This window comes from Candidatus Marivariicella sp. (genome assembly GCF_983056325.1).
The window spans coordinates 19,157-41,959 of the sequence record NZ_CEZOWA010000013.1 but is presented as its reverse complement, the minus strand read 5'-3'; the positions used below and the strand labels follow the sequence as shown (position 1 = coordinate 41,959).

The following is a 22,803-nucleotide window of genomic DNA, read 5'->3' as shown; positions in this document are numbered from 1 at the left end:
TCCCATTCTGCCTCAGTTGGAAGTCTGAATTTACTAACAAGAGGGTCTCCTTTAGATCTTTGATAATTATTTTTATTTAGGGTTCTCCAATTACAAAAAGCAGTTGCTTGTTTCCAAGAAATTCCTATAACAGGATAATCTTGAAATGCAGGGTGTGAAAAATAATCATTATGCATCGGCTCATTATAAGAATACATAAAATCTTTAATCCAAACAGTAGTATCCGGATATATTGAAACGTGAAGAGTGTCAATAAAGGTTTTACGTATTGAATCTGATAATCTTCTTGTTCCAAGACTTTTTGACTTCATAGCTGCACCTTCTGCATCAAAATTTATATAAGCATATTTCAATCTATTGACATCAATCTTCATTTCACCGTCATACCAAAAACTTGGGTCTAAGTATAAAGAATCCATTGCAGCTGCATAAAATTCGTCGGGATAATCATTGGTTCCCCATTCGATATCTTCATCCCAATTGATTTTACCAGGATCAAGATCATAATTATCCAACATATATTTTTGATAGGCATTTAATTCTTCCTCATCACTCGAAAGTTTTTTCCAATTACTGATGCCTTCTGCGCCTTCATTTCCTTCCGCTTCGTTTGCAAGGAATGTACGAGCTATTGAATCTTTCACCCAATAAACAAATTGTCTGTACTCACTATTTGTGATTTCAGTTTCATCCATATAAAAAGATGGGACTGTAACTGTTCTAGCTTGAGCATTTTGAAGCTGAGCAACATCCTCATCAGATTTACCCATAATGTAAGCTCCACCCTCTACAAGGGTCATACCAAATGGTTTTTCAGGAAACCATTTTTTTTGCTTGACACCAACTAACTCTCCTTTATCACGTCTACCACAACTTATTGTGGTCAGAACAATAACAATAATTAAAACAATTTTTTTCATAAGCTATTCAAGCTCTTTATTGTTCGATTTCTTTACAAAATTATTATTTCAATGCAAAGTACCACTAAAATAGTGGTTTTTTTTTACTTTTTTAACCTCTTTTTGATGCTTTCCACCACCTTACAGGTAATTCATCCGCACAAGCTGATGTATAATCCTCTTGTGTGCATGGTAATAACGTTGATCTTTTTAATTTATTATCTATATAATTTTCATTTGGTAATTCTACCCACCATCTTTTACTTTTATTACTTTTATGGAAAATCAACTCTCTGTCAGACAAAGTTACAATATACTTTACAAACTCATCACTTATTAAAACAGGATACTCATTAAACCTATTGGAATAACCTTCAATAAAATACCAAATTATTTGAGATAAAAGTTGATGAAAAACAGGATTGCTTGGTAATTCAAACAAACCAAAACTTGAGACCCTATCGCTAATTCCAGAATAACGAGCTAAAGAACATATACTTCTACCATCTATTCCGTTCGGCTGACCTGAAACACTAGTTCCACAAGCTGTCCAAGACAAAACCTTCATGTCAATACCCACAATGTCAGCATCCCTAAAATAGGGTTCAGTCTGGTTAATATCATCCAAAACTTTACCAAGCCGCATAGATTCAAAATACAATCTATCCATTAAAGCAAGTTCTTCTTGAGCAATGAAAAAGCTTTGATATCCTATATTTGTAAAATTATTTAAAAAGTTGGGTTCTTCCATTATAATTTGACTCATATAAGATCTTCCTGATATCAACTCTTCATTTTGTGAAAAATCAAATTGATTGTCTATTGAAACAATATTAGTTAATCTATTATTCGATGAATATGATTTGTAAATGGGATATATCAAATCATGACTTCCTCCAATTAACACGGGTATAATATTTTTCTTTTGTAATTCATTACATATCTCTGTAATAGCAAAATATGTATCATTTATAGTCTCCCCATTAGGTAAGTCTCCTAAATCAGCAATTTTAAAATTCCAATTTCCCGGGAAAAGATTATAAAAAGCTTTTCTAAATGAATCTAAGTCATAATCTAAAGTCGGAAAAAAAGCATTTCTATTTTCAGTGATTCCAATTAATGCAATTTTAACATCCTCCAATATTGGAAAACCATTTCCTTCATTATGGATTGCAATGGTTTTTCCAATTACCTGTTCAGGGGCAAGAACCAAAGAATTCATGGAAGTTTCAGAAATAGGATTAAGCAACTCTAGGCTCATTATTTCTTTTTAGTGGTTTGTTTTTTCTTTTTACTTTTTAATGAGGCTAAACGATCCTGGGCGTCTTCTAACGTTATCTTAGTCGCATCGATAGTTTTAGGTAACTCAATTTTTGTTTTACCTTTAATTATATTAGATCTTCCCCATCTTGCTTTTTCTACCCTTATTCCTTCGTCAATCCAGTTGCTGATAATTTTATCTTTTTCTTTTTGAATTTTCTCTTCTATTAATTTTAAAATATCAGAATCACTTAGATTGTCATAATCATAATTTCTATTGACATTTATAAATAAATTGTTCCATTTTATAAACGGACCAAAGCGACCCTTTCCTTTAGTTACAGGAAATCCATCGTGTTCATAAATTGGTGCGTCAGCTTTTTTCTTTTCTTCAATAAGATCAACAGCTATCTGATAATCAACTTCGGTGGCAATCATTCCTTTACTTAAAGAAACAAATAGCTCTCCAAATTTAATATATGGACCAAAACGACCGTTATTAACACTAATTATTTTATCTTCATATTCTCCGAGATCTTTTGGTAACTTAAAAAGATCCATTACTTCTTCTAAGGTTATAGTTTCTAAATTTTGATCTGGACCGAGACTTGCATATTGTGGCTTATCATCGTCTTCCATGTTCCCGATTTGGGCCAGCGGTCCAAATTTTCCAAGTCTAACTTTTATTACTCTTCCATTTTCAGGATGATTTCCTAGGACTCTTTCTCCAGATTCACGTTGAGCATTTTCTTTAACAAAATTAACTGAACTATGAAAATCTGAATAAAAGGTTTTAAGCATTCCTTTCCACTTCTGATCACCGTCAGCAATTCTATCAAAACTTTGTTCAACTTCTGCTGTAAAATTATAATCCAAAATGTTTTGAAAATTATTAACTAAAAAATCATTTACAATTTTACCTATATCAGTAGGAACAAGCTTTCCTTTATTGGACCCGACTTTTTCAGAAATATTTTTTTCGCAAACTTCATTTTCAACAAGAGACAAATGGATATACTCTCTTCCTACTCCCTCATCTAATCCTTTGGAGATATAACCCCTATTTTGAACTGTTGAAATTGTTGGAGCATAAGTGGAAGGTCTTCCAATCCCCAATTCTTCGAGTCTTTTAACAAGTGCTGCCGCCGAAAAGCGTGATGGAGGTCTCGAAAAACGCTGTATACTATTCAATTCTCCTAAAGCCAGGCTTTCACCCTTTAAAATGTTGGGTAAAATTCCTTGATCTTCCTCCGTATCTTCATCCGTTCCTTCAAGATAAACTTTTAAAAAACCTTCAAAAAGTAAAACTTCTCCATTAGCTACGAATATTTCATCATGATTAGAGGATTTAATTTTAAACTGTGTTCTTTCAAGTTTTGCTTCACTCATTTGAGAAGAAATAGTTCTTTTCCATATCAATTCATACAAACGAATTTGATCAAAATCTCCAGTAATTGTATTTTTACTTAGATCGGTGGGGCGAATTGCCTCATGTGCCTCTTGAGCTCCTTTATTTTTGTTTTTATAACTCCTTGCCTGCACATATTCTTCACCATAACGTCTTTTAATTTCAGCAATTGCGGTTCCCTGGGCTTCTTTTGATAGGTTTACACTATCAGTACGCATGTATGTTATTAATCCGGACTCGTATAGTCTTTGGGCAACAACCATTGTTTTACTGACTGAAAAATATAGTTTTCTAGATGCTTCTTGTTGTAAAGTTGAGGTTGTAAAAGGAGCTGTTGGACTCTTTTTGCCTGGTTTTTTCTCAACAGCATCAACATTATAATCAGAATTTACATTAATTTTTAAAAAATCTATTGCACTATTTTTATCCCCAAAATTCTTTTGAAGTTGAGATTTGATTTTCTTTCCTTCATTTGTTACAAAAACTGCTTGAGATTTAAATGATTGTTTAGATTTAAAATCTTGAATTTCCCTTTCCTTTTCTACTATTAACCTCACCGCAACTGACTGAACTCTTCCCGCAGATAAACCTCCCTTTACTTTGCTCCATAAAACTGGAGAAAGCTCATAACCTACAAGACGATCTAATACTCTTCTAGCTTGCTGGGCGTTAACCAGGTTTTCATCAATTAATCTTGGGTTTTCAATAGCTCTTAAAATTGCACTTTTTGTTATTTCGTGAAAAACAATTCGTTTAGTATTCTTAACGTCTAATTCTAATTGTTGGGATAGATGCCAAGCAATAGCCTCTCCTTCTCTATCCTCATCTGACGCCAACCATACGGTTGTTGCTTTTTTTGCCAAACTTTTAAGCTCTCTTACAACCTTCTTTTTATCATCTGTAACTATATATTTTGGGGAAAAGTCAGATTCGACAGCAACTCCTAATTCGTTTGAAGGAAGATCAGCTATATGTCCAAAACTAGATGCAACTTTATAATCCTTACCCAAAAACTTTTCAATGGTTTTTGCTTTTGCAGGTGACTCAACAATAACTAAATTTTTAGCCATGAAATAAATTAATTTAGAGAACAAAAGTATGTAGTTTTTTTAATAATAAATTAAAGTCTGTTTTTTTAATTAAAAATATAGAATGATTTATTCCCTGAGAAAGCTAATTTTAACATGTATGGATAAATAATAATTTTTTAATTAAACCTTTTTTATTTTTCATAAAATAAGAATGAGTTATTTAATTTCTTGATAAACTCTTCTTTTAGATTTAATATATTACTGACAAAATGACCGAAATTGATTATCTTTGTATTTTAAAAAGTATGTTAATTTTCTTTATACCCAAGTTTGGGAATAACTAATTTTAATTAAAAAAATATAAAAAAGGTTATACCTAAATGGGTAATACGAAAACACATAAAAAACTGAATAACAATTCATTAAAGAATTCAAAGGCTCTAACTTCATCAAGTTATACTCAAAGTTATACTCACAAAAATCCTAACCAATATAACGGAGAAACCATTTCTGATCAAATAGTTACGAGTAAAAATACCCATAATAAAAAGGTATATATAGAAAGTTATGGTTGTCAAATGAATTTTTCTGACAGCGAAGTTGTTGTTTCAATATTACAAAAAGAGGGATATTCTACAACAAAAATAATTAAAGAGGCTCATCTTGTTCTTGTAAATACCTGTTCAATTAGAGAAAAAGCTGAATTGACAGTCAGAAAACGATTAAATTATTTTCAGTCAATAAAAAAACATAATAAAAACCTTAAAGTTGGAGTTTTAGGTTGTATGGCTGAAAGACTTAAGCATAAATTTTTAGAAGAGGAGAAAATAGTTGATTTGGTTGTAGGACCAGATGCTTATAAGGATATTCCAAATCTATTAGAAGAAGTCGCCAATGAAAAAGAAGCTGTAAATGTAATTCTATCAAAAGATGAAACTTATGGTGATATTTCTCCTGTTCGTCTTAGCTCAAATGGAGTTTCTGCTTTTGTTTCAATAACAAGAGGTTGTGATAACATGTGTACATTTTGCGTAGTACCCTTTACACGTGGACGAGAACGAAGTAGAGACCCAAAAAGTATTCTGAATGAAATTAATGACTTAGCCTCTAGTAATTTCAAAGAAATTACACTTTTAGGTCAAAATGTCGATAGCTATTTATGGTATGGAGGCGGAATGAAAAAAGATTTTTCAAAATCAAGTGCTATTCAGCAAAAAACTGCCATAAATTTTTCAAAACTTCTTACCCTAGTTGCTGAAAGTTATCCAAAAATCCGAATACGTTTTTCAACATCCAATCCTCAGGATATGTCAATTGATGTTTTACACACAATGGCAAAATACGATAATATATGTAAATATATTCATCTTCCAGTTCAGTCTGGAAGTGACTCTATTCTCAAAAAAATGAATCGTTTGCATACTAGAAAAGAATACTTCAATTTAATCGATAATATTAGAGCAATAATTCCAGATTGCGGAATTTCACAAGATATGATTGCAGGTTTTCCAACAGAAACAGAAGAAGATCACAACGATACTTTAAGCTTAATGGATTATGTTAAATATGATTTTGGTTTTATGTTCTCGTATTCTGAACGTCCAGGAACTCTTGCTGCAAGAAAAATAATAGATAATATTCCTGAAAAAACAAAGAAGCGAAGACTTCAAGAGATAATATCTGTTCAGTTAAAGCATAGTAAGCATAGAACAGAACAATACATTAATAAAGTTGTTTGTGTATTAATAGAAAAAGTATCAAAAAAAAGTAATCATGAGTGGAGTGGAAGAACAACACAGAACACGACTGTTGTTTTTCCAAGAGAAAATTATTCTATAGGGGATTTTGTTGATGTTAAAATTGAAAGTGTTACTTCTGCAACCCTTAAAGGACATGCTATAGACTACTCAAAAACAATTTAATATGGAAATATTACAATCAATTAAACAACGATTTGGAATTATTGGGAACGATCCTGGACTAAATAGATCTTTGGAAAAAGCTCTAAGGGTTTCAGCAACTGACATCTCTGTTTTAGTAACAGGGGAAAGTGGTGTTGGAAAGGAAAGTATACCTAAAATAATTCACCAAAACTCTCCAAGAAAGCATTTTAAATACATAGCTGTAAACTGTGGTGCTATTCCAGACGGCACAATAGATAGCGAGCTTTTTGGGCATGAAAAAGGTGCATTTACTGGAGCCACATCAAATAGAAGTGGCTATTTTGAAGTTGCAGATGGAGGAACGATTTTTTTGGATGAAATAGGAGAACTGCCCCTTCAAACTCAAGTTAGACTTTTAAGAGTTTTAGAAAATGGTGAATTTATTAAAGTAGGCTCATCCAAAGTTCAAAGCACTAATGTTAGAATAGTAGCTGCTACAAATTTAAAAATGGACGATGCTATCGCAAAAGAAAAATTTAGGGAGGATTTGTATTATCGACTAAGTACAGTAGAAATTAATTTACCTCCACTAAGAGAAAGAAAAGAAGATATTCCTCTTCTCTTTAGGAAATTTGCTTCTGACTTTGCTCAAAAATATAAAATGCCAACTCTTAGACTTGATGATAATGCACAGAAAATGCTTCAAGACTATTATTGGAATGGAAACATTAGACAATTAAGAAATATTGCTGAGCAGCTCTCAGTTTTAGAGAAAGAGCGCATTTTATCTCCAATGACTCTAAATAATTATTTACCAAAGAATTTTAGCAGACTTCCTGCTCTAATTGAAAAAAGTAAAATGAAATCTGATTTCTCATCTGAACGAGAAATATTATATAAAGTTTTATTTGACATGAAAGGAGACTTAAATGATTTAAAAAAATTAACATTAGATCTTATGAAGAGTGGTAATTCTTCTGAAACTCAGGAGAAAAACCAAAACTTAATTCAAAAGATATATCAAAATGTTGAAAAAAAATCGGAAGTGAAATCTGTTAAAAATGATATAAATGTCAATGAAGAAACAAGCAGTTTAGACAATAAATATACCCAAGAACTAAATTACGATTATGCTGAAACTGTAATTGAAGAGGAACCCCTATCTTTACTTGAAAGAGAAATAGAAATGGTGAAAAAGGCTCTGGTTAGAAGTAAAGGTAAGCGAAAAATTGCCGCACAAGAACTGGGTATTTCTGAAAGAACTTTATATAGAAAAATAAAACAACACGATCTTAATGAACTGGAGGAATAATCTAAATTTATATTTTACAATATTAATCTTTACTCTTTTAATTGGGTGTAAATTTTATTCTTTTACAGGGGCTTCTATTCCTGCTGGGACAAAAACATTTCAAGTTAATTTTTTTGAAAATCTTGCAGGTAATAGACCAGGGTCTATTGTTGAGCCTGGTTTAGATCAAGAGTTCACAATAGCTCTTCAAGATCTTTTTTTAAATCAAACTAATTTATCCATAGTAAACAAAGGAGGTGACTTGGTATATGAGGGAGAAATTGTAGAATTTAGTGTGACTCCAATGTCGGCAACTTCTCAAATAAAAGCAGCACAAAATAGGTTGACTATGGAAATAAATCTCAGATACTTTAATAAAAAAAATAAAGATGATGATTTTGAAAAAAGATTTTCTCACTTTTATGACTTTGAGGCTAACAAACAAGTTTACGATGTTCGAGACGTAGCTTTAGATGAAATATTTGAAAGAATAACTCAGAATATTTTCAACGAAACATTAGCAAAATGGTGACAAAATGAATAAACATAAATTCTCTACTTTATTTGAGGAGTTTGATCCTAATTTACCCAAAACATCTGAAGAATTAGAGACAATTACAAAAATATATCCTTATTTTCAAACAGCTCATTTTCTCTATGTAAAATCTTTACAAAGCCAAGAAAGTATTAATTTTAATTCAGTTTTAGAGAAAACTGCCATAATAACTTATGACAGAAATTTATTAATGGAATGGATAAATGATAAATTTAAAATCAATAAACCTGAAAAAGAAAAAAAGAATAAACGGCAATTTAAGGTAAAACAAAAAGTTGAAAATACTTTTCAGAGAAACAAAGAGGATTCAAAACCTGATTTTAAATTAAAAAAATTAAGTTTTACTGAATGGGTTTCAATATCAAATAAAAATATTCAAAATAATTTTCACTTATCTAATAACGATAGTGAACATAATTGGAGAATTATCAATTCATTTTTGAAAACAAATCCAAAGGTTTCTCAACCAAAAGATATAAATCTAAATAATACAATTGATTTAAGTTCTGAAAGCAACTTTTCTGATGAAGAACTTATGACAGAAACCTTAGCCAAAATATTTTTTAAACAAGAAAAATATGAAAAAGCTCATCAGGCATACAAAATATTAAGTTTGAAATATCCAGAAAAAAATGCTTTATTTGCAATCCAAATAAGTGAAACAAAAAGATTAATGAAAAAAATGAATAAAAAATGAATACATTCTATGTCTTTATTGCCTTAATTATATTTTTCTGTTTTCTACTAATCCTTGTTGTTATGGTTCAAAATCCAAAAGGCGGTGGATTATCTTCATCTTTTGGAGGTGGAGTTCAACAAATGGGTGGGGTTCAAAAAACTACTGATTTTTTAGACCGTAGTACATGGATATTAGCAGCTGTTCTTCTAGTATTGATATTGTTATCTAATGTTGCTTTAGAAAAAAGTAGTTCATTTTCAGATTCCAAATTAATCGATGGAGATAATATTATAGAAGAGGTGATTCCTGAAGAGTCTTTCCCAAATAATTCAATTCCTGAAGTGAAAAATTAATTTTCCAAACACTTCTACAAACATGACATTTTGACATTTTATCATTAAATTATCTAATTGATACTATTTGGCATAGTTTATGAAATTATAGTTAATTAATTAATTAAATTTTAATTATGAGTAAAATCAATCTTAAACCTTTAGCTGACAGAGTGCTTATTCATGCTCTTGAAGCCGAAACAAAAACTGCTTCGGGAATATACATTCCTGATAGCGCAAAAGAAAAACCACAAAAAGGAACTGTAGTTGCTATTGGACCCGGTACTAGTGAAAACCCAATAACTGTAAAAGTTGGTGACCAAGTACTATATGGCAAGTATTCAGGAACTGAATTAAACCATGAAGGAACTGACTATCTTATGATGAAAGAAAGTGATCTAATGGCAATTGTTTAAACTTATAAAAAAATTATGGCAAAGAAAATAATATTTGATATTGACGCTAGAGATGGTGTCAAAAGAGGAGTTGACGCTCTGGCCGATGCAGTTAAAGTTACATTAGGCCCTAAAGGTCGAAACGTAATCATCGGAAAATCTTTTGGATCTCCACAAGTGACAAAAGATGGTGTAAGTGTAGCTAAAGAAATCGAACTTGAAGATCCACTTGAAAATATGGGTGCTCAAATGGTTAAAGAGGTTGCATCTAAAACTAATGATTTAGCAGGAGATGGAACAACTACTGCAACAATTTTAGCTCAAGCCATTGTAAAAGAAGGTTTGAAAAATGTTGCTGCAGGAGCAAATCCATTGGATTTAAAAAAAGGAATAGATAAATCTGTAGCTGCAATTGTCTCTGATCTTGAAAAACAATCAGTTGAAGTCGGCAATTCTTCGGAAAAAATAAAACAAGTTGCAAGCATTTCGGCAAATAATGATGAAAACATAGGTAGTCTAATTACTGAGGCATTTGAAAAAGTAGGAAAAGAAGGTGTAATAACAGTTGAAGAGGCAAAAGGAACCGACACTTATGTTGATGTAGTTGAAGGAATGCAATTTGACAGAGGTTACTTGTCTCCTTATTTTGTGACAGATTCTGAAAAAATGCTTACTGATTTAGAAACACCATATATTTTATTGTATGATAAGAAAATTTCTTCAATGAAAGATCTTCTTCCCGTTCTAGAACCCGTAGCTCAAACAGGAAAACCTTTATTAGTAATTGCAGAAGACGTTGATGGTGAGGCACTAGCTACATTAGTAGTTAATAAGCTTAGAGGGTCCCTGAAAATTGCAGCAGTTAAGGCTCCTGGATTTGGTGACAGAAGAAAAGCTATGTTAGAAGATATTGCTATTTTAACTGGTGGAACTGTTATTTCTGAAGAAAGAGGTTTTACTCTTGAAACTACTACTATTGAAATGCTAGGTTCAGCTGAAAAAGTAACTATAGATAAAGATAATTCAACTGTAGTAAATGGTTCTGGAGATAGTAAAGCAATCTTGGATAGAGTTAGCCAAATAAAAGCACAAATTGAATCCTCAACTTCAGATTATGACAAAGAAAAACTGCAAGAAAGATTAGCTAAGCTCTCAGGAGGAGTGGCTGTTCTTTACGTTGGGGCTCCATCTGAAGTAGAGATGAAAGAAAAAAAAGATCGTGTAGATGATGCTCTTCATGCAACTCGAGCTGCAGTTGAAGAAGGTATTGTTGCAGGTGGAGGAGTCGCTTTATTGAATACGAAGAAGACTCTAGAAAAGCTAAAATCAGATAATGCTGACGAGGCAACTGGTATTCAAATTGTCTATAAAGCGATTGAGTCTCCTCTCAGAACAATAGTTGAGAATTCTGGAGGCGAAGGGTCTGTAGTGGTCTCTAAAGTTTTAGAAGGTGATGCTAATTATGGATATAATGCAAAAGAAGGAACTTTTGTTGACATGCTTAAAGAAGGAATCATTGACCCTAAAAAAGTCACAAGAGTTGCACTTGAAAATGCAGCTAGTGTAGCAGGTATGATTCTCACAACTGAGTGTGCATTGGTTGATATTAAAGAAGATTCTCCGGCTGGAGGAGGTGGTATGCCTCAAATGGGTGGTGGTATGCCAGGAATGATGTAAATATCATTTTTCCTTAAACCCTATCAAAGCCTCATTTTATTTTTTAATGGGGCTTTGATTATTTTCTCTTACGTACAAACAACATATTGGCAACTCATTATAAGTTTCAGTTGGAGCACTTTTAACTGAAGTATCATGCCCACTATTTGCAATTGAATTATGAATCTCTGTAAGCTCAACCCTTCTTGGATTATATATTAATCTTATTTGATTATCTGGTATACTCCAATTAGCATATTTAACACCTTTTAGAGAAAGTGCAGCTTTTTCAATTCTCATTTTACACATTTCACAATTACCCGCGACTTTGAAAGAAATTTCATCTTTTTTTAAATTATTTTGAGCATTTGAATTTGAGAAAATTACCAAAAACAGAATAAATAAATACTTTTTCATATTATTATAATTATTAAATTTTAAAACGAAAACCTCCATAAATCATTTTCCCAAAAACAGGGGCCCAAACTTGGGAGGTGTCAAAGTTTGCGCTAAAAGGATCTTCACTCGATATTATAGGATTACTTTGCGTGTAATTACCTAAGTTTTCCATTCCGATATATATTTCAGAAGAACTCGAAAAAACCCTTGTTAGTTGTGTATTTAAAAGAGAGTAGGATGGGCTTTGGTTGTTATTTGTGTTTAAACTATTTTCAACCAATCTCTGACTCCCCAGGTGATGTATTGTGAAATCATAAAGCCATTGTTTACCTTTTATTGTTTTGATAGATTTCCAGCTTAAATTTGCAAAAACTCTATTCTTAGGTACTAATTGTTTTTGTTTTTCTCCGCTCCTATAGTCAATAGATACTATATCATTTTTATACGCAGATTTGAATTCTAACTGAGATGTTAAATCAATATCAAATGATACTTGAAGGCTTTTAGCAGAACTATTTCCATTTAAATTGTAAAATGATACTCTACCTTCATTTTCTAAATCTACAATAACCTGATTTTCAAAATGGGTTGCGTAATAGTCAAAAACAATATTTGCATTTTTATTAAACAATTCTATATTTTTACTTAAACTAACTCCAAAATTCCATGCTCTCTCAGGTAATAAACCATAAAATGGGTTACCCCCCTTTTCAATATATATTTTTCTATTTGAACCAAATATTGGTTGATTCTCGGCAAAAATATTTGCAGCCTTTCTTCCTGATCCAGAAGAAAATCTAAAAATAGTTGATGAATTGTAAGCGTATCTTAAATGAATTCTTGGCGTGATGAACGTACCAATATTATTATTAATATCAATCCTCACACCCGCTGTCCAACTTAACTTTTCTATATCATCGTGACTCCATTCAAAAAAGGCACCCAAATTTTTATCAATTCTTGAAAAACCATCATTATCAACATTTTCAACATATTTATCAACTGAAAGGTTTAATCCAGACTTGAATTTATTATTTGTATTATTTAAAATTGAGTTATATAAAAAATTACTGTAAAAACTTTCATGAAAAATATCATAATTCCTTAAACCATAATAAGCTTTTTGATCGTGATTACTATAAGCCGCTTGAACACCAAAACTCTTGTAAGAATATTCTGGAAAAACATATCCAATCTTTAAAGCGGTATCAAATCTTTTTGTATTTATTTCACTTCCCCACAAAACACTTGAGTTAATATCTGATGAAGGATTAAATAAAGTCTGGCCTGTTTGTTTTTGATCATTTAAAATTCTCCAGTTATAAAAGACTACCCATCCTTTTAAAAGATCCATAAACTGAAATCGATTGAGAATATTAACCTGATTCGATAAAGGTACATCTAAAAAACCGTCAATATTATTATCAATTTTTTGATTTCGTTGGTTTAAATGAATATATAAGCCTGTACTCCACTTTTCTCCAATTTTTTTGTTAAAATGGGTATTTAACTCTAATCTTCCATTTTTTGATCCAAATAAATTTAAAAAAAATGGATTGTCAGTGAAAGGTTTTTTTAATTCTGTATTAATTTGTCCGGCAATACTCTCAAATCCATTGACAACACTTCCTGTTCCTTTAGAAATCTGAATACTCTCAACCCATGTTCCCGGTGTAAATGTTAATCCATAAGCCTGGGAAGCTCCTCTTACCATTGGAATATTTTCTTCAGAAATAAGAATATATGGACTTTTAAGACCAAGCATATTAATTTGTTTTGTTCCTGTAAGAGCATCTGAAAAATTTACATCAATCGAAGGATTAGTTCCAAAACTTTCAGAAAGATTACAGCATGCTGCCTTTAATAGTTCACTTGCATCAACAAGTATGGTGTTTTGTGTTTTAGTGAAAGAAATTTTAGAGGTTTTTTTTCTTTCAACCAAAGATACTTCATCAAGGTTAGTACTAAGATCTTCTTTCAAAAAATGCACAAATCTACTGTTGGATAAAATTTTTAAAGTATCGGAACGAAATCCTAAATAACTTATAACAAGTTTATCAGATTTCTTAGATAACTTTATATTAAAATCACCGGACTGGTTAGTAACACTGCCTTCGTTTGTAGATAGCCAATATATATTGGCTCCCTCCAAAGCGATGGTTTCTCTGTCTTGTTTGTACACTATTTTTCCACTCAAAGTTTCTTGGGACTTTAAAAAGTTGATACAAAAAAGGGATATAAAAATATAATACTTGATATTCATAAAATTCGAATTAAATTAAAAAAAAATATATTTAAAAGAATATTAGATTACGAGTAATATAATAATTGAGTAAACAATAAATACTTTTTATTTTTGTTTACAGGGGGAGAATCCTTGGTATGGAGATTCTTTGTTAGAAATGGTTCTAAATTATTGAAAGTATAATTAACAAAAGTGGAAGTTGATAATTTATGATTTTCAATTTCAAAAATTGGTTCAAACTGAAAATCTATTAAATATGTATTTAATATTTTATCCTCACAACAAGATTCTGAATTATAAGAAAGAACTTTACTTGAATTAATATCTGTTTTTGAGTGCATTCCACAATCAGTGGATTGATTAATGAAAGATAATGAAGAAAAACTACCACCACAGTAATGCAAGTTTAAATCAACACCTAATTGATTAAAAATTAATGTGAAAGAAATTAATAAATGTGATAATTTATTATACATTTTCATAATATAAAAGTACACTATTTAAATTAAAAAACTCACTGACATCGAAATCATAACAATATTCTCGACAAGAGTAGCTTCAGTCATTGGAAGATTGAGTGCTGTTCCTAAACAAGCACATTGAATTTCACTTTTATTATAAAGTGATTTTATTACTCCAAAGGTCGTAATACTGAGTATACATAGGGTTATTATGGAACATATTTTAATATTCCAATTAAACAAAAAACAAATACCCAAAAACAACTCTAAAAATGGATACAACTTTGCATAAAAAAGAGCTCTTTTGGCTAAAGGGTCATATTTCGAAAAACTAATTGAAAAAGATGAATAATCAAGGAATTTAAAGAAACTAAAAGTTAAAAAGAACAAGCCCATAAAATCAATCATCATTTTATCAAAAATAAAATCATTTCTACTTAAAAAAAATGTTCCAAAAATTAAATAAGCAAAAACTAACAATAACGGTTTAAGTTGAATTATTTTATTTCCCTTATTTTGTTTAGTTATATTATTTATTGAATATTTATCCCCTAATACATTCTTAATTTCATCATTACTAATTTTTTTATCAGAGTAAATGGTTGCAATATTATCTTTTAAACTTACTATGACTTTATTTACTCCAATTAAAGATTTTAAAGTATCATGTACGTGTTTTTGACAATTTTCACATGTCATTCCAAATATTTGTAAACTTTTAACCATATCACAAAATTAATTTAATTATTGCTTTAATAAATATATTTTTTGTTAAAAAAAGATATCATAGCCTTAATATATTTAATATTTTAGCAAAAAAAATAGTGAGCAATTTTTCAAACTTAACATCCAGAATTGAAATTATTTTAGATGATGAATCAAATTCTTTTAAAGTTTCTCTAGACGAAATTTGTAAAATTTTAAAATCTGAAATTAATTATTTTGATTGGGTTGGTTTTTATTTCTCAAATCATAAAGAAAAGGTGCTAATTCTTGAGTCTTATTCTGGAAAACCTACTGATCATTTAAAAATTCCATTTGGAAAAGGTATTTGTGGCCAAGTCGCCGTTTCTAATATGAACTTTATTGTCCCAGATGTATCGAAACAACAAAACTACATCTCTTGTAATGTCAATGTCAAATCTGAGATAGTAATCCCAATATTTGTTGATAGAAATAATGTTGGTCAAATAGATATTGATTCTGATTCACTTGATCCTTTTGGTGAAAAAGAAATTAAATTACTTGAATCTGTGGCCATACTAGTGTCAAAAAAAATGAAAAAAAGTAAAATAAAAATGTATGAATTCAATTAAAATATCTTCAGCTTTAATATCTGTTTTTGACAAAACAGGCTTAGAGCCAATATTAAAAAAATTAATTAATAATAAAGTTAAGATATATTCAACTGGAGGAACAGAAAAATATATTCGTTCTCTTGGATATTCCGTTACTCCAGTTGAAGACATAACTGGCTATCCGTCTATTTTAGATGGAAGAGTAAAAACTTTACATCCAAAAATATTTGGTGGTATTTTAAATAGAAAAGACAATATTTCTGACAACAAGGAGTTAGAAAAATTTGAAATTCCACAAATCGATTTAGTGATTGTAGATCTTTATCCTTTTCAGAAAACTGTAAATTCTGGAGCTACTGAAATTGATATCATTGAAAAAATAGATATTGGAGGAATATCTTTAATTAGAGCCGCAGCCAAGAATTTCAAAAATGTATTTTGTGTTTCTAGTAAATCTAATTATAAGAGTTTTCTTAATATAATTAATGAGAATAATTGTCATACTTCACTGGAAGAAAGAAAATATTTTGCTTCTCTTGCATTTAGTGAATCCAACGAATATGATTCAAGCATATTTAAATATCTAACTACCAGTGAAAAAAGTTTAAAAATAACTGAGAATACTCACAAAAAACTTCGCTACGGAGAAAACCCTCATCAAGAAGGATATTTTTACGGTAAAATAAATGAATTAATTGAACAAGTTAACGGTAAAGATATTTCATATAACAATTTACTTGATATTGACTCTGCTATTCATCTGATGAATGAGTTTAAAAAAAACGAACCAACTTTTGCAATTCTAAAGCATAATAACGCTTGTGGCTTAGCAACAAGAAACACTTTACTTAAAGCTTATGAGGATGCCTTGTCTGGAGATCCTGTTTCGGCCTTTGGCGGAGTTTTAATTAGTAATAAAGAAATAGACACAATAACAGCTAATTCAATCAATAATTTATTTTTTGAGGTTTTAATTGCTCCTAGCTACAACCCGGAAGCTCTAAAGCTTCTGGGTTCCAAAAAAAATAGAATACTTCTAATTCAGAAAAATACTATTTTACCTGAATCCTCAATCAGAAGCTGCTTAAATGGATATTTAGTTCAAAACAAAGACTTAAAAACCGATAGCTCTGAAAGTTTAAAAAATGTTACAATTAAATCTCCTGGCAAAAACGAATTAGCAGATCTAATATTTGCCTCTAAGGTCTGTAAACATACTAAGTCAAACACAATTGTTTTAGTGAAAAATAAACAATTATGTTCTTCAGGAACTGGACAAACATCCAGAGTTGACGCTCTAAATCAAGCAATAACGAAAGCCAATAATTTTGGTTTTGACTTATCAAATTCTGTGATGGCAAGTGATGCTTTTTTCCCATTTCCAGATTGTGTTGAAATTGCTAATAACTCTGGGATTAATTCAGTAATTCAACCTGGTGGATCAATTAAAGACGAATTGTCAATCAATTATTGTAATGAAAATAATATGTCAATGGTATTTACTGGAGTACGTCATTTTAAACATTAATTTATTTACCTTTAAAGGAATATAACTTTTATCTAAAATGGGATTTTTTACAGAAGAAATTGCAATTGACCTCGGAACAGCTAATACACTTATTATTCATAATGGTAAAGTTGTAGTTGACAGTCCTTCAATTGTTGCTATTGACAGAACAACTAATAAAATTATTGCCATTGGAAATGAGGCGAGTTTAATGCAAGGAAAAACTCATGAAAATATCAAAACTATTAGACCTCTAAAAGATGGTGTTATTGCCGATTTTAATGCTTCTGAACAAATGATAAGTAAATTAATCAAGAGTATACCTAGTTTGAAAAATCGATTTATTACTCCTTCCTTAAGAATGGTGATATGTATTCCATCAGGAATAACAGAAGTTGAAATGAGAGCAGTAAAAGAATCAGCTGAGAGAGTTAATGGAAAAGAAGTTTATTTAATTCACGAACCAATGGCAGCTGCAATTGGTATCGGAATTGATATCATGCAACCAAAAGGAAATATGATTGTTGACATAGGGGGGGGAACTACAGAAATTGCTGTAATTGCATTATCCGGAATAGTTTGTGATAAATCAATTAAAATCGCTGGAGATGTTTTTACAAATGATATTGTTTATTATATGAGAAGTAAACATAATCTTTATGTTGGAGAACGTACTGCGGAGAAAATTAAAATAATGATTGGTGCCGTAATTGAGGACCTGGAGTCTCCTCCAGATGAAATGTCAGTTCAAGGAAGAGATCTTTTAACTGGTAAACCAAAACAATCGATGATATCTTATACAGAAATATCAAAGGCTTTAGATAAATCAATAATTAGGATAGAAGATGCTATAATGGAGGCCTTGGCACAAACTCCACCAGAATTAGCTGCCGACATTTATAATACTGGGATTTACCTTGCTGGAGGCGGAGCTCTTTTAAGGGGTCTAGATAAGAGGCTGTCGAGGAAAACCGACCTGCCTGTTTATGTTGCTGAAGAGCCGTTACAGGCTGTCGTAAGGGGTACTGGGATCACTTTGAAAAATCTTGATAGATATAAAACAATATTGATAAAATAAGTTAATGCAACAAATTATCAATGTGCTTTTAAAGAACAGAACCTTTATTCTTTTCCTAGCTCTATTGTTTGTTTCTTTTATTTTTATCAAAAACAGAAGTCTATACCATCAATCTAAACTAAATAAAATCGCTATTGAATTTACTGGGTCAACTTATAATATTACCAAATCAATAAATGATTACTTTAATCTTAAAGAAATAAATAATAATCTTTTAATTGAAAATAAAATATTACTAAAGAATCAAATTAATGGTAACAAAAAAATTTCATATAATAAATCAAAAATTCCTTACGAGGTTATTGAGGCAAGTATTATAAAAAACAGTACAAAGTCTTCCAGAAATTATTTAATAACTAACAAGGGTGAAAAAGATGGTATAAAAATGGAAATGGGTGTAATATCAATTAAAGGTATTGTTGGGGTAATTAACAATGCTTCTGAAAATTATTCTAGTATTATTTCAATTTTAAATAAGGATTTACAAATAAATGCGAAATTTAAAAAAAATAATGCTTTTGGATCTTTAAATTGGGATGGATTGAATCCAAACATTATAAACCTAAATGATATTTCTGAAATAAATGAAGTTAAAATTGGAGATTCAATTGTTACAGGAGGAATGTCAACTTATTTTCCTGAAGGAATTCTGATTGGAATTGTGAAAGATTTTAAATTATACCCAGAAATGGGTTATTATCAAATTAAAGTAAGCTTGAATAACATAGTGGGGAATGAATTTAATGTATTTATAATAAAAAATAATTCACAAGATAAAATCAAATCTCTAGAGTAATGGTACATGAAAACTTAAAAATTGCAAAATATTTTATTTTAGGAATTGTAGTTCAAGTGACAGTTTTTGAATCATGGGATTTTCTAGGCTATTTAGACCCAATATTCTATATAATTTTTCTTTTAGTTTACAAATTTGATGGATCAAGGTTACAGTTTATTTTGTTAAGCTTTACTCTTGGGTTGTTAATAGATTTAATTACTCAAAACCCAGGATCAAATACTATATCATGTCTTGTTACAGCTTATATTAGACCATTATTAATTAATTTTTCTTTTGGAGTTAATGCTGATATTTCGAATGGGATGTTAAGTGGTACAAAAATCAAGAATAGAGTTTTATTTTCAGGATTAATAATTTTGATTCATCATTTTATTTATTTTTTCGTCTCTTATTTTAGTTTTTTAGCATTTGCTAATATTTTAAAAAATACAATTTTGACAGGTTTATTAACATCTATTTTAATTGCAATTTCATTAGGTTTTATTTCTAAAAAATGATAAGAAATTACTTCATACAAGTTTTTACTTTTCTTATTGCAATTATATTTACTATTAGACTTATGGAACTTCAATTAATAAATTCTAATTACAAGTCTCTTTCAGAAAACAATGCAGTACTTGAAAGTCCAATTTTTCCAGATAGAGGATTTATATTTGATAGAAATAATAAGATTTTAGTTGCTAATCAACCTGGTTACGACCTTATGGCTATTCCAGAAAACACTCGCAAATTTGACACTCTAGAGTTGATTGAAATAATTGATATATCTGTACAAAATTTCAATTCTAAATTTAAAAACGCCATACTTTATTCAAGAAAAAAGCCATCAATAATTTCAAGTGAAATTTCAAAAGAAAAACACGCCATTCTTCAAGAAAAATTATGGAAATATCCTGGATTTTATCTGCAGAAAAAATCAATTCGAAAATATTTTCATAAGGAAGGGGCAAATGTTCTTGGTTACATAAGTGAAGTAAATGAAAACGATTTATTTAAGGATTCTTATTATCAATCTGGAGAGTTGATTGGAAGACAAGGGATCGAAAAATTCTATGAAAAGATTTTAAGAGGTGAAAAAGGAAAGTCTTTTTATCAAAAAGATAGATTTAATAGAGTTATTGGACCTTATGAAGATGGGGATTTTGACATAAAACCAATTGCAGCAAAGAATATTAGCTTAACTCTGGATATTGATCTTCAAAAATATGGAGAAAAACTTCTACAAAATAAAAGGGGTGGAATTGTAGCTATAGAACCCAGTACAGGAGAAATCCTGGCTCTTATATCTTCTCCAAACTATGATCCAAATCTATTGGTGGGGAGAAACAGATCTAAAAATTATGGAGAACTGTTAAATGACACTATTTCAAAACCCTTATTCGATAGAGGCTTACAGGCTCAATATTCCCCAGGATCTCCTTTCAAAGTTTTAAATGCTCTAATAGCTCTGCAAGAAAAAGTAATAAATAAAGAATCTAGATTTATCTGTAATAAAGGGCATTTTTATGCAAAAGGTTCTTTCATGGGTTGTCATTGTATAGCTGGTACAAGTAATAATCTTATAAGTGCAATACATCAATCGTGTAATACATACTTTGCAAATACATATAAAAAAATAATTAATTCAAAAGAATCTCCTAATGCGGGTCTAAATAATTGGAAAAATCATCTTTCTAGTTTTGGGTTAGGTAATTATTTAGGCTATGATCTTCCCACAGGTCAACCAGGATTTATACCAGATGGTGAATACTACAACAGAGTTTACGGTCAGGGAAGATGGAAGGCAGCAACAAATATCTCTAATTCAATTGGTCAAGGAGAAGTATTGACTACTCCCATTCAAATGGCAAATTTTACTGCTGCAATTGCTAATCGAGGATTTTATATTACCCCCCATTTTATAAAATCTATAAATGGAAATAATCATAACAGTATATTTAAAAAAAAGAAAACTACAATAGATTCAATTTACTTTGATCCAGTAATTGATGGAATGGAAAAAGTTATTTTAAATGGAACCGCTAAAATTGCAAAAATAGATGGAATCGAGTTTTGTGGTAAAACTGGAACAGTAGAAAATTTCATTAAACTAAATGGGGAAAAAACACAATTAACAGATCATTCGATTTTTATAGCTTTTGCCCCTAAAGATAACCCTAAAATTGCTTTAGCAGTTTTTATTGAAAATGGATATTGGGGATCAAGATGGGCTGCCCCCATAGCAAGCCTAATGGTTGAAAAATATATTTTTAAAACCGTTAAAAAAAAGTGGCTTGAAACAAGAATGTTGGAGGGGAGTCTTAATGAGGAGTATTTAAAACCTTTTAAAGGAAAATCATTTAAAATAAATGAATAAACCTCTTATATATAGACTCGACTGGATAATAATTTTTTGTTATTTAATCCTTGTTTTTTTTGGACTTATAAATATTTATTCTTCAAATTATAGTAGTGAAATCCTTAATAGCACAAACTCAAGTAGTTTAGTGGGGAAACAAATTATATTTATTTTATTAAGTATCTGTTTGGGGTTTATTGTTTTAGGTGTTCGTACAAAATTTTTTCAACAGCTATCATACATAGTATATATACTTAGCATATTTTCATTGTTGGGTCTTTTTGTTTTTGGTCAAACAATTAATGGGGCAAATTCATGGTATATTTTCGGAGGGATAGGTATTCAACCATCCGAGTTTTCAAAAATTGCTACATCATTAATGATTGCAAGACATTTAAGTGAATACCAAACTAATCTTAAAAATAAAAAATCTCTTTTAATTGGAATATTAATTATTGCGCTTCCAGCAACTTTAATTATTCTTCAACCTGATCCTGGTTCTTCAGTTGTTTTTTGTTTCATTTTTTTAGTTTTTTTTAGAGAAGGACTTTCATTTAATTATTTAATTCTATTAATATTATCAATAATTTTATTTATACTCACTCTTTTGATTCCCGTTCAGATAATGATTTATTCAATAGTATTAATTAGTTTTTTTTTATTTTTCTATTTTAGAAAAAAGAAAAATAATCTAAATAATTTTCCGATTTTATCAATTGGACTTTTGTCAATAATTTTTATATTTTCAGTAAATTTTATATTTAACTCCGTATTTGATCAGCGTCACCGTGACAGATTTAATGTGATACTTGGAATAACTCAAGATTCGAGAGGTATAGGTTACAATATAGAACAATCAAAAATAGCTATTGGTTCTGGGGGATTATCAGGAAAAGGTTTTTTACAAGGAACGCAAACAAAAGGTAATTTTGTTCCAGAACAACAAACAGACTATATTTTTACTACCGTTGGGGAAGAGTGGGGTTTTATAGGTGGATTTGGATTAATTGCAATTTTTGTAATATTGATTGTAAGAATGCTAAATCAAGCAGAAAAACAAACTAATATCTTTAGGAGAACTATTATTTATTGTATTGCCTCCATCTTTTTTGGACATTTCACAATAAACATAGGGATGACTCTTGGGTTGTTGCCAACAATCGGAATACCCCTTCCCTTTATGAGTGCAGGAGGTTCAAGTCTTTTAACGTTTAGTTTGTTTATTTTTATTTATTTAAACTTTGATTCAAATAGATTAAGTGATTGGTAATGTTTTGCAGCATCAATC

Annotated in this window: 21 protein-coding genes; 14 read left to right on the top strand and 7 right to left on the bottom strand. The window is 30.1% G+C overall.

What is annotated here, in order from left to right; all coding sequences use genetic code 11:
- The 3 genes from AC3ATN_RS05685 to topA form a co-directional block, all read right to left on the bottom strand.
- A partial coding sequence (locus AC3ATN_RS05685; protein WP_487532272.1) for an SUMF1/EgtB/PvdO family nonheme iron enzyme occupies positions 1-920 on the bottom strand: 920 nt, incomplete at its 3' end.
- Between the two features lie 91 nt (positions 921-1,011).
- Positions 1,012-2,160: a formimidoylglutamase gene (locus AC3ATN_RS05680; RefSeq protein WP_487532271.1), complete on the bottom strand. Its 1,149-nt coding sequence runs from the start codon at positions 2,158-2,160 to the stop codon at positions 1,012-1,014.
- On the bottom strand, positions 2,160-4,637 hold the full coding sequence (gene topA, locus AC3ATN_RS05675) for a type I DNA topoisomerase (RefSeq protein ID WP_487532270.1): 2,478 nt from the start codon (positions 4,635-4,637) through the stop codon (positions 2,160-2,162). Before topA ends, AC3ATN_RS05680 begins: the two co-directional genes overlap by 1 nt.
- 341 nt (positions 4,638-4,978) lie before the next feature.
- On the opposite strand from topA, the gene miaB reads away from it, so the two are divergent.
- The 7 genes from miaB to groL all read left to right on the top strand — a co-directional run bounded on the left by miaB (position 4,979) and on the right by groL (position 11,411).
- On the top strand, positions 4,979-6,520 hold the full coding sequence (miaB, locus tag AC3ATN_RS05670) for a tRNA (N6-isopentenyl adenosine(37)-C2)-methylthiotransferase MiaB (RefSeq protein ID WP_487532269.1): 1,542 nt from the start codon (positions 4,979-4,981) through the stop codon (positions 6,518-6,520).
- A 1-nt stretch (position 6,521) separates the two neighbouring features.
- Entirely contained in the window at positions 6,522-7,793 is a 1,272-nt protein-coding gene (locus tag AC3ATN_RS05665; protein WP_487532268.1) for a sigma 54-interacting transcriptional regulator, read from the top strand.
- Positions 7,777-8,304: an LPS assembly lipoprotein LptE gene (gene lptE / locus AC3ATN_RS05660; protein ID WP_487532267.1), complete on the top strand. Its 528-nt coding sequence runs from the start codon at positions 7,777-7,779 to the stop codon at positions 8,302-8,304. Before AC3ATN_RS05665 ends, lptE begins: the two co-directional genes overlap by 17 nt.
- Before the next feature lie 4 nt (positions 8,305-8,308).
- The gene (locus AC3ATN_RS05655; protein ID WP_487532266.1) at positions 8,309-9,025 is read left to right on the top strand and encodes a hypothetical protein; all 717 of its coding nucleotides are present in this window, start codon (positions 8,309-8,311) and stop codon (positions 9,023-9,025) included.
- On the top strand, positions 9,022-9,360 hold the full coding sequence (gene secG / locus AC3ATN_RS05650; RefSeq protein ID WP_487532265.1) for a preprotein translocase subunit SecG: 339 nt from the start codon (positions 9,022-9,024) through the stop codon (positions 9,358-9,360). The genes AC3ATN_RS05655 and secG overlap by 4 nt, the downstream gene beginning before the upstream one ends.
- Positions 9,361-9,476: 116 nt before the next feature.
- Complete coding sequence (locus AC3ATN_RS05645) at positions 9,477-9,755, top strand: co-chaperone GroES (protein WP_487532264.1); 279 nt, start codon at positions 9,477-9,479, stop codon at positions 9,753-9,755.
- A gap of 15 nt (positions 9,756-9,770) precedes the next feature.
- Positions 9,771-11,411, top strand: coding sequence for a chaperonin GroEL (gene groL, locus AC3ATN_RS05640; RefSeq protein ID WP_487532263.1), 1,641 nt, complete (start codon positions 9,771-9,773; stop codon positions 11,409-11,411).
- Between the two features lie 36 nt (positions 11,412-11,447).
- On the opposite strand, the gene AC3ATN_RS05635 is transcribed toward groL, so the two are convergent.
- The 4 genes from AC3ATN_RS05635 to AC3ATN_RS05620 form a co-directional block, all read right to left on the bottom strand.
- Entirely contained in the window at positions 11,448-11,807 is a 360-nt protein-coding gene (locus AC3ATN_RS05635; RefSeq protein ID WP_487532261.1) for a heavy-metal-associated domain-containing protein, read from the bottom strand.
- 13 nt (positions 11,808-11,820) lie between these two features.
- Positions 11,821-13,986, bottom strand: coding sequence for a TonB-dependent receptor (locus AC3ATN_RS05630; RefSeq protein WP_487532260.1), 2,166 nt, complete (start codon positions 13,984-13,986; stop codon positions 11,821-11,823).
- A 113-nt stretch (positions 13,987-14,099) separates the two neighbouring features.
- Complete coding sequence (locus AC3ATN_RS05625; RefSeq protein ID WP_487532259.1) at positions 14,100-14,510, bottom strand: HYC_CC_PP family protein; 411 nt, start codon at positions 14,508-14,510, stop codon at positions 14,100-14,102.
- A gap of 24 nt (positions 14,511-14,534) precedes the next feature.
- Positions 14,535-15,221 (bottom strand): heavy-metal-associated domain-containing protein, encoded by a 687-nt coding sequence (locus tag AC3ATN_RS05620; protein WP_487532258.1) that lies wholly within the window; start codon positions 15,219-15,221, stop codon positions 14,535-14,537.
- 98 nt (positions 15,222-15,319) lie between these two features.
- Here AC3ATN_RS05620 and AC3ATN_RS05615 point away from each other — a divergent pair, with 98 nt between their 5' ends.
- Genes AC3ATN_RS05615 through rodA form a run of 7 tightly spaced genes read left to right on the top strand, consistent with a single transcriptional unit; the run spans position 15,320 to position 22,785 of the window.
- Positions 15,320-15,811 carry a GAF domain-containing protein gene (locus AC3ATN_RS05615; RefSeq protein ID WP_487532257.1) on the top strand — a complete coding sequence of 164 codons (492 nt, stop codon included), beginning with the start codon at positions 15,320-15,322 and terminating at the stop codon, positions 15,809-15,811.
- Complete coding sequence (gene purH, locus AC3ATN_RS05610) at positions 15,798-17,321, top strand: bifunctional phosphoribosylaminoimidazolecarboxamide formyltransferase/IMP cyclohydrolase (protein ID WP_487532255.1); 1,524 nt, start codon at positions 15,798-15,800, stop codon at positions 17,319-17,321. The genes AC3ATN_RS05615 and purH overlap by 14 nt, the downstream gene beginning before the upstream one ends.
- Before the next feature lie 37 nt (positions 17,322-17,358).
- Positions 17,359-18,378 (top strand): rod shape-determining protein, encoded by a 1,020-nt coding sequence (locus AC3ATN_RS05605; RefSeq protein ID WP_487532254.1) that lies wholly within the window; start codon positions 17,359-17,361, stop codon positions 18,376-18,378.
- Between the two features lie 4 nt (positions 18,379-18,382).
- Positions 18,383-19,174 carry a rod shape-determining protein MreC gene (mreC, locus tag AC3ATN_RS05600; RefSeq protein WP_487532253.1) on the top strand — a complete coding sequence of 264 codons (792 nt, stop codon included), beginning with the start codon at positions 18,383-18,385 and terminating at the stop codon, positions 19,172-19,174.
- A complete protein-coding gene (locus AC3ATN_RS05595; protein ID WP_487532251.1) occupies positions 19,174-19,674 on the top strand; it encodes a hypothetical protein in 501 nt (166 codons plus the stop codon). The genes mreC and AC3ATN_RS05595 overlap by 1 nt, the downstream gene beginning before the upstream one ends.
- Entirely contained in the window at positions 19,671-21,533 is a 1,863-nt protein-coding gene (gene mrdA, locus AC3ATN_RS05590) for a penicillin-binding protein 2 (protein ID WP_487532250.1), read from the top strand. The genes AC3ATN_RS05595 and mrdA overlap by 4 nt, the downstream gene beginning before the upstream one ends.
- Positions 21,526-22,785 carry a rod shape-determining protein RodA gene (gene rodA / locus AC3ATN_RS05585; protein ID WP_487532248.1) on the top strand — a complete coding sequence of 420 codons (1,260 nt, stop codon included), beginning with the start codon at positions 21,526-21,528 and terminating at the stop codon, positions 22,783-22,785. Before mrdA ends, rodA begins: the two co-directional genes overlap by 8 nt.
- Positions 22,786-22,803 lie beyond the last annotated feature (18 nt).